Source organism: Mycobacterium sp. ST-F2 (genome assembly GCF_001905655.1).
Classification (GTDB): Bacteria; Actinomycetota; Actinomycetes; order Mycobacteriales; family Mycobacteriaceae; genus Mycobacterium.
This window is the reverse complement of record NZ_JMHT01000017.1, coordinates 90640-104800: the sequence shown is the minus strand read 5'-3', so window position 1 is coordinate 104800 and position 14161 is coordinate 90640. Positions and strand designations below refer to the sequence as shown.

Here is a 14161-nt window from a genome sequence, read left to right as displayed (position 1 = left end):
GAGCGTGAGGTGATGACAGAACAACAGACCAGTGCGCAGGAAACATTGCGTGACGACATCCTGGGCATGGGGCTCGACGACTACGTGTCCATGGCCGACGTTCTGGCATGTATCGCGAATGGCGCGTCAGCCGATGCTCTCGCTCCCTACCAGCAATTGGTGGTCGACACTGTGCGATCGCTGCTGGTCGATGGACTTGTGGTGGTGGGGGACATCCCTGGGCGAGATGACCCTGGATTCAAGCCGTGGTCGGGCAGCGTCGATGAGGTGATGGCACGGTTCACCGCACTCTTCGTTGACCGGTACGAGGACCGAATCGAATGGGAGTACAGGATCTGGATCAACCTCACCGACGCGGGGGAACGGGTGGCCGCCAAGGCGCGACAGCGACAATGACAGGTGCTTCGGGCGCCACCGGCAGCTGAAGGCACACGCGACAGGTGTGGAGCCGGTGTGCTTGCGGGTGCCCAGCGGAGGGGCCCGCGGGAACCATGAATTGATCCTCGACGCTTCGGCGACGGATCGCCTCTGACTCAGGTGTCATCGGCGATCCGCTCCGACCACGGCTACTGCGCCGCGTGGTACGCCTCGACGATGTCGGACTTGATGCGCCCGCGGGCTGCGACGTCGTAGCCGTTCTCCTGCGCCCATTCCCGGATCGCGGCGAGCTGCTCCTTCGACGACGCGCCCTTGGCAGCCTTCCTGCCGCGACCACGTGACGTGCTCTTGGCGGGGCGGCTGGTGGGCTCTGCAGCCTTCTGAGTCCGGGCGCGCCGGCCACCGACCCTGGTTGCTGCGTCGAGATACGGCGCCAACGCCTTTTCGAATTTCGCCACGTTGGCGGCAGAAAGGTCGATCTGGTAATCGACGCCGCGCACCGAGAAGTTAATCCGCTCGCCGGAATCGTCGGTGATCTCGGCGCCGGTAATATCGTCGACGAGTTGGACGACAATGCGTTCGGCCACGAATGTGCTCCTTTTATCGGGGGTTCGGCCGGAAGTGTAACGATAACACTTCGTGAGGGCACGCTCTTGCTGTCATTTTGCGGTTTCGATCATGGTGTCGTGGTGTCTCAAAGCACTTACACAGGTTTTTTCTGCGCACGCGTCGATATTATTGAGCAACGGGAAAGTACCTCGGCGCCAAACTAATTCGATATCAGGTGAGATCCAGGTTTGGTCATTCCCGGTCGTGATGGCAGACCGTTTCCAGCATGAGCCCGAACGGGTCCAGCCAGAACATTGCGAAGTAGGGCTGCGGATATTGTGGGAACGACTGCGGCGCGTGCAGCACCTCGCCACCGACGCGCTGTACGAACTGATGGACGCGCTCAACGGCCGATCGGGTCTTGACCATAAAAGCAAGGTGTTGCAGCCCGGTACGGTGTCGTGAGTACGGTCCTTCCTGGGCTGCGGGATAGAAGAACAGGAAGGTTCCAGGTTTGCCGCCTGCGGGGCGAAAGGCGAACTCATCGTCGGCGGCAATGTATGGCTCAAAACCGACCAACGGCATGAATTCGTCGTAGTAATTCTTCGCGGCCGCGAGGTCGGGAACGTTTACGCCAAGGTGGCCCAGCATTTTTCGAATGTAACCCCGAGCTCGGTGGGCAAGCACCTGTTGCGGCAGGTAGCCCGCCGAGAGGGGCGGCTGACGGCACGAACACCGGGCGGCGGTTAAAACTCCGTCGAACCAGCGAGTAATCTTGTCGCCCGTGACCACCACCGGAATCGACGTCAGCGCACGCTTGGGCACCGTGCTGACTGCCATGGTGACGCCGTTCGGCCCGGACGGCTCGCTTGATCTGGCTGGTGCGAAAAAGGTAGCCAAGTACCTCGTCGACTCCGGGTGCGACGGCCTCGTCGTCTCCGGCACCACCGGTGAATCGCCGACCACGACCGACGACGAGAAGATCGCCGTGCTCGAGGCGGTTCTCGACGAGGTGGGCGACAGGGCCCGAATCATCGCCGGCGCGGGCAGCTACGACACCGCGCACAGCATCCACCTGGCGAAGGCCAGCGCCGCCGCCGGTGCGCACGGCCTGCTCGTGGTGACGCCGTACTACTCGAAGCCGCCGCAGGCCGGACTTGTTGCGCACTTCACCGCGGTCGCCGATGCCACCGACCTGCCGGTCGTTCTCTACGACATTCCGCCGCGTTCGGCGGTACCGATCGAATGGGACACCATCCGGACGCTGTCGGCGCATCAGAATATCGTCGCGGTCAAGGATGCCAAGGGCGATCTCAATGGCGGTGCGCAGATGATGGCCGAGACCGGACTGGCCTACTACTCCGGCGACGACACCCTGAATCTGGCGTGGCTCGCCATGGGCGCCACCGGATTCATCAGCGTTTGGGGCCATGTGGCCGCAAGCCAGCTGCGGGACATGTTGTCGGCCTTCAATTCCGGCGACATCGCGACTGCACGCAAGATTCACGTGGGCTTGCACTCGCTCGGTGAGGCGCAGAACCGACTGGGCGGCGTCACCATGAGCAAGGAAGGACTGCGGCTGCTCGGCATCGAAGCCGGCGGCCCGCGGTTGCCTCAGGTGTCCGCCACGCCCGAACAACGCGACCGGCTGGCGGTCGACCTCCGTACCGCGTCGGTGCTTGCGTGACCAGACCCGACTTCGCACCGCCCGGCCCGTTGGAGCCGGGCGGTCTGCGTGTGACGGCCCTGGGCGGCATCAGCGAAATCGGCCGCAACATGACCGTTTTCGAGCATCTCGGCCGGCTGCTCATCATCGATTGCGGCGTGTTGTTCCCGACGCACGACGAGCCCGCCGTCGACCTGATCCTGCCGGACATCCGGCACATCGAGGACCGGCTGGCCGACATCGAGGCGCTGGTGATCACCCACGCGCACGAGGACCACATCGGCGCCATTCCGTATCTGCTCAAGATGCGGCCGGACATCCCCGTGGTGGGCTCGCGGTTCACGCTGGCCCTGGTGGCCGCCAAGTGCCGTGAGCACCGGCTCAAGCCGAACATGCAGATCGTCGCCGAGGGGCAGCGCAGCACCCACGGGGTGTTCGAGTGCGAGTACTTCGCGGTCAACCACTCGATTCCCGACGCCCTCGCCATCGCCGTGCACACCGGCGCCGGCACGGTGCTGCACACCGGTGACATCAAGCTCGACCAGCTGCCGCCGGACGGCCGGCCCACCGACCTGCCCGGGATGTCCCGGCTGGGTGAACAGGGCGTCGACCTGTTCCTGTGCGACTCGACCAACGCCGAGATCCCCGGGGTCAGCCCCTCCGAGAGCGAGGTCGGCCCCAACCTGCACCGGCTGATCCGCGGCGCGGACGGCCGCGTCATCGTGGCGTGCTTCGCGTCGAACGTCGACCGCGTGCAGCAGATCATCGACGCAGCCGTGGCGCTGGGCCGCAAGGTGTCCTTCGTCGGCCGGTCGATGGTCCGCAACATGGGGATCGCCAAGGAACTCGGCTTCCTCAACGTCCACGACGATGACGTCATCGACATCGGTGCGGCCGAACTGCTGCCCGCCGACCGCGTCGTGCTGATCACCACCGGCACGCAGGGCGAGCCCATGGCGGCGCTGTCCCGGATGTCCCGCGGCGAGCACCGCAGCATCACGCTGACCGCCGGCGACCTGATCATCCTGTCCAGCTCGCTGATCCCCGGCAACGAGGAAGCCGTCTACGGCGTGATCGACTCGCTGGCCAAGATCGGCGCCCGCGTCGTCACCAATCAGCAAGTGCGCGTGCATGTTTCGGGCCACGCCTACGCCGGCGAGCTGCTGTTCCTCTACCGCGGGGTGCGGCCGCGCAACGTCATGCCGGTGCACGGCACCTGGCGGCACCTGCGCGCCAACGCCAAACTCGCGATCCGCACCGGGGTGCCGGAGGAGAACGTCGTCCTCGCCGAGAACGGCGTCAGCGTCGACCTGATCAACGGGCAGGCCCGGATCGCCGGCGCCGTGCCGGTCGGCAAGGTGTTCGTCGACGGCCTGGTGCTGGGTGACGTCGGTGACGCCACGCTGGGCGAAAGGCTCACGCTGACTTCGGGTTTCATCGCGGTCACCGTGGTGATCAGCCGCGAGACCGGCAAGCCCGTGGTCCCGGTGCACCTGCACTCGCGGGGCTTCTCCGAGGACCCCAAGGCTCTCGAGCCGGGCGCCGAGAAGGCGCAGACGGCGCTGGAAACCCTTGTCGCCGAGCAGGTCACCGACCCCGCGCGCATCGCCCAGGCGGTCCGCCGGGCCGTCGGCAAATGGGTCGGCGAGACCTACCGGCGCCAGCCGATGATCGTGCCGACCGTCCTCGAGGTCTAAATCTTCCGGGCCAGCGCCGACCACTCGAGACTCGAGGTCGGCAGCGCCCGGCCGGTCGGGCGCACATAGCGGTCACGCGCCTGGTCCGGCCCCAACTGGTCGAGCAGTCGCCAGCCGTATCCGTCCAGGAACCGGTCGACCTCGTCGGGTCGGAGTCCGTACTTCCAGACCTCGCTGCGCTCGCGGAACCGGCGGTACAGCGATGGCGCGGCGGCGATGTCGACGCCGTCGATGAAATCGCGCTGCACGTAGGTGAAGTCGAGTCGGCTGCCCGCCGGCGCGGACCGTAGTTGCGCGAGCGTGGCATCGACCGCCTCAGCGGTCAGGTATTGCGTGACGCCCTCCCAGATGAAGAACGTGCGGGCATCACGGCGGTACCCCGCAGCGGCGAGGGTGGCCATCAGGTCGTCGTGCTCGAAGTCCACGGCGACCAGGTGGACGGACGGTGGGGGAGTGCCGAGGACCCGGTTCAGCACAGCGCGTTTGCGCTCGGTGTTGAGCGGCTGGTCCACCTCGAACACCGGGATGGCGCTGCGGCTCGCCAGTCGGCAGCCCCGGGTGTCGAGGCCCGCGCCCAGGATCACCACGGCGTCGATGTCGCCGAGTGCCGCGATCAGGTTGTCGTCGGCGTAGCGCTTACGGCACAAGATGCCGGCCCACATGCCGGGCGCCGACCGGTCCGACGCGGCCATGATGGCGCTGCGCACCGGCGACCACCGGGTGGCCGCCACCAGTGTGCGAAGGCCCGGCGGCAGGAACGATGCCGCCAGGTCGTCATCGACCAGACGACGACCCGGCGGCTCGTGCTGCTCGATCGCGGCGAGCACCATCGGCCCGAAAGCCGTCTGCGCCGCGGCATTGCGGGCCATGTCAGCGCTTGTTGACGAAGCCGGCGTCCACCGGCAGGGTCACGCCGGTGATGTACCGCCCGGCGTCCGACACCAGCCACGCCACGGTGTTGGCGATGTCCTCGGCCTCGAGCACCTGCACGGGCAACGCGTTGGTCATGTTCGGCGCTGATTTGGCCGCTTCGGAGTCGGAGGTCAACTGGCTCAACCACTTCCGGGTGAACTCGTTGTCGATCATCGGGGTGTCGACCCCGGCCGGATGGATCGAGTTGACCCGGATGTTCTGCGACGCAAGCAGATTCGCGTAAACCCGCATCAGTCCCACCATGCCGTGCTTGGCGGCGGCATAGCCCACCGACCCGGCCATCGGTGAGGCCAGCCCGACCAGTCCGGCCACCGAGCTGATCAGCACGATCGATCCACCGTTGCCGGCCTTGACCATCGGCCGCATCGCCACGTCCAGCGTGTTGTACACGCCCGTCAGGTTGACGTCGATGACGTCCTGCCAGGCGTCTTCACCGGCCATCGGCGCGATCCCGGCGTTGGCGATGACGATGTCCAACCGTCCGCCGAGTTCCTCGACGCCGGCCTTGAGCGCGGTCTTGAGGGCATCGCGGTCGCGGACGTCGGCCTGGCCGGCGACGATCCGTGCGCCGTTGTCCTGGACCAGTTTCACCGTCGCGGCCAGATCGTCGGGCGTGGCCATGGGGTAGGGGACCGACGCGATCTGGTCGCACAGGTCGACGGCGATGATGTCGGCGCCCATCGACGACAGCTTCACCGCATGCGCGCGGCCCTGGCCACGCGCCGCGCCGGTGATGAAGGCGACCTTGCCGCTCAGCTCACCCATGGCTACTGCCCCCGCAGCCGGCCCTTGGCCGGATCGCCGGCGACCACGGGCGCGAGCATTTTGATGTCGGGCGCGCCGTCGAGGTGCTCGCCGATGGCGCCGAACAGCTTGCCGATGGCCGGGGCGGTGCTGTGGGTCTTGATGGCATCCGCGTCGGCCCACTGCTCGACGAACACGAACGTGCCGCCGTCGGCCTCGTGCAGCGAGTAGAGCTCACAGCCCGGCTCGCCGTGGACGGCGTCGACGGCCTCGACGCACGCGGCGCGGACCAGGTCGACGGACTCGGGCTTGGCTTTCATGGTGGCGACGACAACGACGGGCATGAAGAACTCCTCGATAGCTAGCTGACCTAGACAGGTGTCCACGTTAGACCGGCCCGCGCGGCGCGTGTGACGTGGCTCCCACTGCTGCGTGACCAGCAGATATGCGGACCTGGTCGTGACCCAAGCGTTACTTGTGTGGCAGATGGTGCAGATGGGGTGATTGCGACTAGGCTGGCAGCCATGGCGAGTAAAACCGCAACGAGCTCAGCTAACCGGGCCAAGGCCGGGTCGGCGAATCGTGGCGCAGCCGGTTCGGGGGCGCGTTCATCGAAGTCAGGCAGTGCAAAGTCGGGCCGGCCGGCACGTCCGCCGGCCCCGAAATCGCCCGCCCGCAAGCCGGCCCGCAAACCCGCGCCGCATCCATCGCCGGTCGCCACCGCCGGCGCCGCGGTGGGTCGTGGCGCCCGCGCCGGCTGGCTGATGCTCGCCAAGGGCGCCGGAACCACCGCCCGCAGCGTCGGCCGGGCCCGCGAACTCGAGCCCGGACACCGCCGTGACGGCATCGCGCTGGCACTGCTCGGCGTCGCCTTCCTCATCGCCGCGAGCTCCTGGTTCGGCGCGGCGCGCCCGGTCGGCGCCTGGATCGACTACGGCGTCCGCACCGTCATCGGAGCCGCGGTCGTGGTGCTGCCGGTGCTGCTGCTCGCACTGGCCGTCACGCTGATGCGCACCCATCCGAACCCCGACGCCCGGCCCCGGCTGATCCTCGGCGCCGTCATGATCGGGCTGCCCGTTCTGGGCCTGTGGCACATCTGGGCCGGCGCGCCCACCGAGCCGGGGGAGCGCCGCGGCGCCGCCGGCTTCGTCGGCTTCGTCATCGGCGGGCCGCTCTCGGACGGGCTGACCGTCTGGATCGCCACGCCGCTGCTCATCATGGGCGTGCTGTTCGGCCTGCTGCTCGTCACCGGCACGACCATCCGGGAGCTGCCGGAAACGCTGCGCTACATGGTCTCCGGCCGCCTGCGCGGCGAGCACGACGAGGACTACGACGACGCGTCGGCCGGTTTCGTGGACGACTTCGCCGACGATTTCTCGGACGGCTACTACGACGACCCGACCTACTCGCGTGACGAACCCGAGGCCTGGCCCGGCTCGGACCAGACCACCGCGGCCATGACGCGCCCGCTGGGCCGCACGCCGATGGACAACTACCCCGTCGAGCCCGCCGCCGACGAAGCGCCGACCGCGCCCGAGCCGGCCGCCAAGCCGGCGCGCCGCCGCAAGGCCCAGAACGTCGCGGACCCGGTGCCCACCAAGGCCAAGGCCCTGGAAAAGGCGCAGGACGACGGCTTGTCGCTGGACCGCGTCATCGAGGGCGACTACACGCTGCCGCCGCTGGACCTGCTGTCCGACGGTGACCCGCCGAAGCGTGTCGGCCGCGACAACGACCGCATCATGTCGGCCATCTCCGAGGTCATGGAGCAGTTCAAGGTCGACGCCACGGTCGTCGGCTTCCAGCGCGGCCCGACCGTCACCCGGTACGAGATCGAGCTCGGGCCGGGTGTCCGCGTCGAGCGGTTCACCCAGCTGCAGCGCAACCTCGCCTACGCGGTGGCCAACGAGCACATCCGCCTGCTCGCGCCGATCCCCGGTAAGTCTCTGGTCGGTGTCGAGGTGCCGAACAGCGACCGCGAGATGGTGCGGCTCAAGGACGTGCTGAACGCGCCGAGCACCCGCAAGGACCACCACCCGATGGTGTTCGGCATCGGCAAGGACGTCGAAGGCCACTTCATCAGCTACAACCTGGCCAAGATGCCGCACCTCCTGGTGGCCGGCTCCACCGGTTCGGGTAAGTCGAGCTTCATCAACTCGATGCTGGTGTCGCTGCTGCAGCGCGCCACCCCCGACGAGGTCCGGATGATCCTGGTCGACCCCAAGATGGTGGAATTCCCGCCGTACCAAGGTATTCCGCACCTCATCACGCCCGTGATCATCGACCCGAAGAAGGCCGCCGCCGCGCTCGCCTGGCTGGTCGAGGAGATGGAGCAGCGCTACCAGGACATGAGCGCCAGCGGTGTCCGGCACATCGACGACTTCAACAAGAAGGTGCGCTCGGGCGAGATCACCGCGCCGCTGGGCAGCGAGCGGGTCTACAAGACCTATCCGTACATCCTGTGCGTCGTCGACGAGCTGGCCGACCTGATGATGCAGGCGCCGCGCGACGTCGAGGACGCCATCGTCCGCATCACCCAGAAGGCCCGCGCCGCGGGCATCCACCTGGTGCTGGCCACCCAGCAGCCGGTGGTGTCGGTCGTGACCGGTCTGATCAAGGCAAATGTGCCGTCCCGCATGGCATTCGGCGTCACCAACGCGACCAACTCGCGCGTCATCCTCGACCAGATCGGCGCCGAGAAGCTCACCGGTAAGGGCGACGGCCTGTTCCAGCCGTCGGAGGCGCCCAAGCCCATCCGGGTCCAGGGTGCGTTCGTCAGCGACGACGAAATCCAGGCCGTCGTCGCCTTCACCAAGCAGCAGGCCCAGCCCGAGTTCATCGACGGCGTCACGGTCAAGACCGTCGAGAAGCGCGAGATCGACAGCGACATCGGCGACGACATGGACGTCTTCCTGCAGGCCGTCGAGCTGGTCGTGTCGAGCCAGTTCGGGTCGACCTCGATGCTGCAGCGCAAGCTGCGGGTCGGGTTCGCCAAGGCCGGCCGCCTGATGGACCTGATGGAGACCCGCGGCATCGTCGGACCGTCCGAGGGCTCCAAGGCCCGTGAGGTCCTGGTCAAGCCCGATGAGCTCGCCGGCACGCTGATGCTGATCCAGGGCGGCTCGGACGCCAACGGTTCGATGGGCGACGACCCCGGTTTCTGACCGCTGTTGCCGACGTCACACCCGGGCTGATCGGCGGTGCGGATAACAACGACGATCGGTCGCTGACGGCTCCGACTGTGGGAGGCTGGACTCCTAAGGAGGCTTTGCCGTGGTTGACATTTCGCGCAGCGCAGCAACGGACGCGGAGCTCGACACCGAGCTCGAATCCGGTGGCCGCAGGTGGCCCGCGCTGACGGCGTTCACCGACTTCGGGTTCCGGAAGTCGACGGCGCAGCACGTGGTTCCGCTGTTGTACGGGCTGGTGATCGCCGGTGCGGTGGTTCTGTATCTCGCGGGCGCCGTGGTGGCGTTCGAGTTGTCCGCAGTGCTCGGCGTGTTCTGGCTGGTGCTCGCCGGTCCGGTCACCTGCGTCGCGATCGTGCTGGTGGCGCGCGTGGTCCTGGAGTCGCTGAGCGCGTTCATGGCGATGGGTCAGCAGGTCGACGAGCTCAACGAGCTGGTGTTGGAGATCGCCGAGCTGATGATCGGGGTGTCGGACAAGATCGAGGTGATCCCGACGCTGCCGTCGTTCGGCCGTGGCGGACGGTCCCGTCGGCGGGCCGCGATCATGGACATGCGCGACCGCATCGTGGCGCGCCGGAACGCGGCAGCCGAAGGCGCCGACTAGCTACAGCGTGACCAGCATCCGGGTGTTGCCCAGGGTGTTCGGCTTGACGTAGGACAGGTCCAGGAACTCCGCCACACCGGTGTCGTACGAGCGGCACATCTCCTCGTACACCTCGGCGGTGACGGGCGTGCCCTCGATCTCCTTGAAGCCGTGCCGGCTGAAGAAATCGGTCTCGAAGGTCAGCACGAAGACGCGCTGCAGCTGCAGGTCCCGGGCCACGTCGAGCAGTTTGGCGACCACCGCGTGCCCGACGCCCATGCCACGCACCTTGGGATGGGCCGCGACGGTACGCACCTCGCCGAGATCGGCCCACAGCACGTGCAATGCGCCACAGCCGACGATCTCGCCGTCCAGGTCGGCCACCCAGAACTCCTGGACCGCCTCGTAGAGGGTCACCAGGTTCTTCTCGAGCAGGATCTTTCCTGCGTAGATGTCGACGAGGGCCTTGATTCCCGGTACGTCGGAAGTCCGGGCGCGGCGAACCACCAGCCCTGTGGTGCCGGGTTTCGGTGCGTCGCTCACATGTGGAGGGTATCGGCTGCGTATCGCCCGGTAGGTGACCGGATATCCTGTGTCGATGACAGGCCAGCCAGATACCGACCCGCGCGCCTCGCGCGCCGGCGTGGCGAACATCGCCAATCTGCTGACCGGCCTGCGCATTGTGCTGGTGCCCGTGTTCCTGGCGGCGCTCTTCGTCGGCGACGGTCACGAAACGCGTTGGCGCATCATTGCTTTCGTCGTGTTCGCGGCCGCTGTCATCACGGACCGGTTCGACGGTGAGATCGCCCGCAGCTTCGACATGGTCACCGAGTTCGGCAAGCTGGCCGATCCCATCGCCGACAAGGCCCTGATCGGGGCGGCGCTCATCGGGCTGTCGATGCTCGGCGACCTGCCGTGGTGGATCACCATCGTGATCCTCGCCCGCGAGCTCGCGGTGACGCTGTTGCGCTTCGCGGTGATCCGGCGCGGCGTCATCCCCGCCAGCCGCGGCGGCAAGCTCAAGACGCTGGTGCAGGCCGTGGCCATCGGCCTGTTCGTCCTGCCCCTGCATGCCTGGCCCGCCCCGTGGCTGACCACCGCCTGGGTGTTCATGTGGGCCGCGGTCGTGCTGACGGTGCTGACCGGCATCGACTACGCCGTCTCGGCGTTTCGCCGTTCCTGATTCGACCTTGATTCGTCCCCTCGGGAACCAAAGCGGTGCGTCGCCGCGTTGGTGCCTACAAGACCGTGTAGAACGGGTGGTCCGGCCGGGCTGCGCGGCTGCTGTTACTTCAGGGCGAAGGGGAAACGCGATGACGACATTACTGCGTGAGGTCATCGGCGACGTGCTGCGTCAGGCCCGTACCGGGCAGGGACGCACACTGCGCGAGGTGTCCGACGGTGCTCGGGTGAGCCTGGGTTATCTGTCCGAGGTCGAGCGGGGCCGCAAGGAACCCTCGAGCGAGCTGCTGGGCGCCATCTGCGGCGCCCTGGACGTGCCGCTGTCCCAGGTGCTGGCCGACGCCGCCGAGCAGATGCTGCACACCGAGCGCGCCGAGGCCGACCGCACGGTGGCCAACATCGACGTCGCCACCAAGGTCGTCATCCCGCAGCATCTCGCCATGGCGGTTGCCTGAGTCGCCGGGGCCTGACCCGCAGCAAGACACGGATGGCACGCGCCGCGCCGTAATCCTGCATGCGGGCTGCGTCGGGCTGTCCATACCCACTAGGTTGGCTGTAGACGCGCTGCCACCGGTGTGGCCGGCAACCTGACAACCGATCCCGAATCAACGAACGACACGAAGGCGGACCGATCTCATGGCCAATCCCTTTGTCAAAGCCTGGAAGTACCTCATGGCGCTGTTCAGCTCCAAGGTCGACGAGTACGCCGACCCGAAGGTGCAGATTCAGCAGGCGATCGAGGAGGCCCAGCGCCAGCACCAGGCCCTGACGCAGCAGGCCGCCTCGGTCATCGGCAACCAGCGCCAGCTGGAGATGCGCCTGAGCCGTCAGCTCGCCGACATCGAGAAGCTGCAGGCCAACGTGCGGCAGGCACTGACCCTGGCCGACCAGGCCACCGCGGCCGGTGACGTCGCCAAGGCCACCGAGTACAACAACGCCGCCGAGGCCTTCGCCGCCCAGCTGGTGACCGCCGAGCAGAGCGTCGAGGACCTCAAGGGGCTGCACGACCAGTCGCTGCAGGCCGCGACGCAGGCCAAGAAGGCCGTCGAGCAGAACGCCATGGTGCTGCAGCAGAAGATCGCCGAGCGCACCAAGCTGCTGTCGCAGCTCGAGCAGGCGAAGATGCAGGAGCAGGTCAGCGCTTCGCTGCGCTCCATGACCGAGATCGCCGCGCCGGGCAACACGCCCAGCCTCGACGAGGTGCGCGACAAGATCGAGCGTCGTTACGCCAACGCCATGGGCTCTGCCGAGCTGGCGCAGAACTCCGTTCAGGGCCGCATGATGGAGGTCCAGCAGGCCAGCGTGCAGATGGCCGGGCATTCGCGCCTCGAGCAGATCCGTGCCTCGATGCAGGGCAACTCCCTGCCGTCCGGCGGTGCCGCCGCGCCCGCCACGCCCGCGGCTCCGGCAGCCAACCCGGCTCCGGAAAACCCGCTGTCGCAGTAACTTTCGAGATGTGAGGGGGCAGCGGTGAACGCCCAGTCAGCCGGTCGTCCCGGGGAGACCCGGGGCTGGCAGGCGGTCCTGCAACGCGGCATCGACACCGCTGCCGAATTGTCCGATCTGGTGGCCCGGCGCCTCGGCGCGGCCGCCGACCCCCGGGCCCGGCTGCTGCGCAAGCGGCGCTGGGCGCTGCGGCTGGGCTGGCTGTTCGCCGGCGCCGCCGCCTTCTGGATCGGGCTGACGGCGCTGCTGGCGGCCTGGAGCACGCCGTTCTGGGTGCTGATCATCACCGGCCCCATCGCCGGCGGCGCCGCCTTCCTGGCCACCCTGTGCTTCCTGCGGTACCGCTGGCTGCGCGGCGAGCCTTTGCCGCCGGCCCGGACATCACGGTCGCTGCCGCCGAGAGGCTCGGCGGCGCGGCGACCCATGGAGACCCTCGCCGCGGCCGAACGCGGCCTGTATTCCCTGCTGAGCGTCATCCAGCGCGGCCAGTTGCTGCCCGCCGCGGAGATCGCCGAGGTGACCGCGGCGGCCAATGTGTCGGCGGCGGCACTGGCCGGTACTGCCGGGGAAGTCGTCGCGATGGAACGCGCGGCCGGCTCGGTGCCGCAGTCGCGGGCGCATCTGGCCCCGACCATCCAGGCCTACACCGCGCAGCTCGACGCCGGCGTGCAGCAGTACAGCGACATCGCCACGGCGGCAGCGCAATTGGTGTCAGCGGCGAACAGCGGTGCGGGCTCGGCGCGGTCGATGTCCGAGCAGCGCTACCGCAGCGAACTGGTCGCCGCCACCGACCGGCTCAGTGCCTGGGCGCAGGCCTTCGACGAACTCGGACGGTTGCGGCAGGCCTGACGGCCGCTAGATCGTGGTGCTGCCCGTGCCGTCGTCGGACCGGCGACCGTACCGCTCTTCGTAGGCCGCGTGGATGTGGGCGTTCTTCTGCCGCAACGAATCTTCGAGGAGTTTCGGGTCGATGCCGTGCTTGACGAGCATGTGGCGGCGCCAGATCTTGTTCAGGGCGTGCGAGAAGTAGATCACCGGAATCAGGATCGGCACCGTCGCGCTGAGGCGGATGACCATGTCCGAGCCGCCCGTGATGCCGAGCAGCTCGGGCAGGAACCAGATCGGGATCAAAATCAGGAACGCCGGGACGAACATCCGGATGACGATCCGCAGTGTCGCGCCCTTGCCGATGAGATCCTCGGTCACCCACGCCCGCATCGAGTCGGGCAGCCGGCCGCCGTAGCTGTACTTGATGTACTGCCAGGCGTTGGGCTTCGGGCGATTCTCATTGGCCATGGTGGCCGATTTTACCGCTGGCTACATGGTCGGACGCAGGCCCGGGATGACGGCGCCGATGAGGCCGCGCACCGTGGCCTTGGCCATGTCGAACATGTCGAAGTAGTCGCGCCACAGCGTGATCTTGCCGTTGTGCACCTCGAAGACCCCGCAGACCCAGAACTGCAGGCGGACGGGCCCGATGACGAGCGCGTCGGTGCGCTCGTTGAGCACCGTGGTGCCTTCGCCGACGATGCGGTGGAACTTGACCTCGAAGCTGACGGGGCTCTTCTTCATTGGGCGAAACAGCTTCATCGCGCGGCTGCGGCCGTGGATGGTCGGTAGCCCGACGTTCTCGTAGACGAGGTTGTCGTCGAGCAGGCGGTCGGCGGTGTCCATGTCCTCGGCCTGCAGCGCGTACAGGAAGGATTCGACGATCTCGGCGTTGGTCTGGGTCAAAGCCGGTGTGCTCTGTGTCATACGGCCACCGTAATGCGCCTGCCCGCCGGCGCACAGGGGCCGG

At 67.7% G+C, this 14161-nt stretch carries 17 protein-coding genes; 9 read left to right on the top strand and 8 right to left on the bottom strand.

The window, feature by feature from the left end:
* The first annotated feature begins 12 nt into the window (after window positions 1-12).
* Window positions 13-396, top strand: a complete 384-nt coding sequence (locus EB75_RS08090) for a hypothetical protein (protein ID WP_073694895.1) — start codon at window positions 13-15, stop codon at window positions 394-396.
* A 170-nt stretch (window positions 397-566) separates the two neighbouring features.
* On the opposite strand, the gene EB75_RS08085 is transcribed toward EB75_RS08090, so the two are convergent.
* Both EB75_RS08085 and EB75_RS08080 read right to left on the bottom strand, forming a co-directional pair.
* A complete protein-coding gene (locus EB75_RS08085) occupies window positions 567-965 on the bottom strand; it encodes a histone-like nucleoid-structuring protein Lsr2 (protein ID WP_073694894.1) in 399 nt (132 codons plus the stop codon).
* A gap of 214 nt (window positions 966-1179) precedes the next feature.
* A complete protein-coding gene (locus tag EB75_RS08080) occupies window positions 1180-1578 on the bottom strand; it encodes a VOC family protein (protein ID WP_073694893.1) in 399 nt (132 codons plus the stop codon).
* A 133-nt stretch (window positions 1579-1711) separates the two neighbouring features.
* On the opposite strand from EB75_RS08080, the gene dapA reads away from it, so the two are divergent.
* Both dapA and EB75_RS08070 read left to right on the top strand, forming a co-directional pair.
* Window positions 1712-2614, top strand: coding sequence for a 4-hydroxy-tetrahydrodipicolinate synthase (gene dapA / locus EB75_RS08075; protein ID WP_073694892.1), 903 nt, complete (start codon window positions 1712-1714; stop codon window positions 2612-2614).
* Window positions 2611-4290: a ribonuclease J gene (locus EB75_RS08070; protein WP_168176003.1), complete on the top strand. Its 1680-nt coding sequence runs from the start codon at window positions 2611-2613 to the stop codon at window positions 4288-4290. Before dapA ends, EB75_RS08070 begins: the two co-directional genes overlap by 4 nt.
* On the opposite strand, the gene EB75_RS08065 is transcribed toward EB75_RS08070, so the two are convergent.
* From EB75_RS08065 to EB75_RS08055, 3 genes are read right to left on the bottom strand one after another with little or no spacing between them, the layout of a single operon-like run.
* Complete coding sequence (locus EB75_RS08065) at window positions 4287-5159, bottom strand: SAM-dependent methyltransferase (protein ID WP_073694891.1); 873 nt, start codon at window positions 5157-5159, stop codon at window positions 4287-4289. The genes EB75_RS08070 and EB75_RS08065 overlap by 4 nt on opposite strands.
* Window position 5160: 1 nt before the next feature.
* Complete coding sequence (locus EB75_RS08060; protein ID WP_073694890.1) at window positions 5161-5988, bottom strand: mycofactocin-coupled SDR family oxidoreductase; 828 nt, start codon at window positions 5986-5988, stop codon at window positions 5161-5163.
* A 2-nt stretch (window positions 5989-5990) separates the two neighbouring features.
* Window positions 5991-6311: a putative quinol monooxygenase gene (locus EB75_RS08055; protein ID WP_073694889.1), complete on the bottom strand. Its 321-nt coding sequence runs from the start codon at window positions 6309-6311 to the stop codon at window positions 5991-5993.
* Between the two features lie 180 nt (window positions 6312-6491).
* On the opposite strand from EB75_RS08055, the gene EB75_RS08050 reads away from it, so the two are divergent.
* Window positions 6492-9128 carry a DNA translocase FtsK gene (locus EB75_RS08050; RefSeq protein ID WP_142239482.1) on the top strand — a complete coding sequence of 879 codons (2637 nt, stop codon included), beginning with the start codon at window positions 6492-6494 and terminating at the stop codon, window positions 9126-9128.
* 109 nt (window positions 9129-9237) lie between these two features.
* A complete protein-coding gene (locus EB75_RS08045) occupies window positions 9238-9756 on the top strand; it encodes a DUF4282 domain-containing protein (RefSeq protein WP_073694888.1) in 519 nt (172 codons plus the stop codon).
* On the opposite strand, the gene EB75_RS08040 is transcribed toward EB75_RS08045, so the two are convergent.
* Window positions 9757-10278, bottom strand: coding sequence for an amino-acid N-acetyltransferase (locus tag EB75_RS08040; protein ID WP_061006848.1), 522 nt, complete (start codon window positions 10276-10278; stop codon window positions 9757-9759).
* Between the two features lie 55 nt (window positions 10279-10333).
* On the opposite strand from EB75_RS08040, the gene pgsA reads away from it, so the two are divergent.
* From pgsA to pspM, 4 genes are all read left to right on the top strand, one after another.
* Window positions 10334-10918, top strand: a complete 585-nt coding sequence (gene pgsA, locus EB75_RS08035) for a CDP-diacylglycerol--glycerol-3-phosphate 3-phosphatidyltransferase (RefSeq protein WP_073694948.1) — start codon at window positions 10334-10336, stop codon at window positions 10916-10918.
* A 130-nt stretch (window positions 10919-11048) separates the two neighbouring features.
* The gene (clgR, locus tag EB75_RS08030) at window positions 11049-11372 is read left to right on the top strand and encodes a transcriptional regulator ClgR (protein ID WP_061006849.1); all 324 of its coding nucleotides are present in this window, start codon (window positions 11049-11051) and stop codon (window positions 11370-11372) included.
* A 181-nt stretch (window positions 11373-11553) separates the two neighbouring features.
* A complete protein-coding gene (gene pspA, locus EB75_RS08025; RefSeq protein WP_061006850.1) occupies window positions 11554-12363 on the top strand; it encodes a phage shock protein PspA in 810 nt (269 codons plus the stop codon).
* A gap of 24 nt (window positions 12364-12387) precedes the next feature.
* Window positions 12388-13212: a phage shock envelope stress response protein PspM gene (pspM, locus tag EB75_RS08020; protein WP_073694887.1), complete on the top strand. Its 825-nt coding sequence runs from the start codon at window positions 12388-12390 to the stop codon at window positions 13210-13212.
* Window positions 13213-13218: 6 nt separating this feature from the next.
* On the opposite strand, the gene EB75_RS08015 is transcribed toward pspM, so the two are convergent.
* Window positions 13219-13659 (bottom strand): DUF5313 domain-containing protein, encoded by a 441-nt coding sequence (locus EB75_RS08015; RefSeq protein ID WP_061006852.1) that lies wholly within the window; start codon window positions 13657-13659, stop codon window positions 13219-13221.
* 21 nt (window positions 13660-13680) lie between these two features.
* Window positions 13681-14118, bottom strand: coding sequence for a limonene-1,2-epoxide hydrolase family protein (locus EB75_RS08010; RefSeq protein ID WP_061006862.1), 438 nt, complete (start codon window positions 14116-14118; stop codon window positions 13681-13683).
* Window positions 14119-14161: the final 43 nt, after the last annotated feature.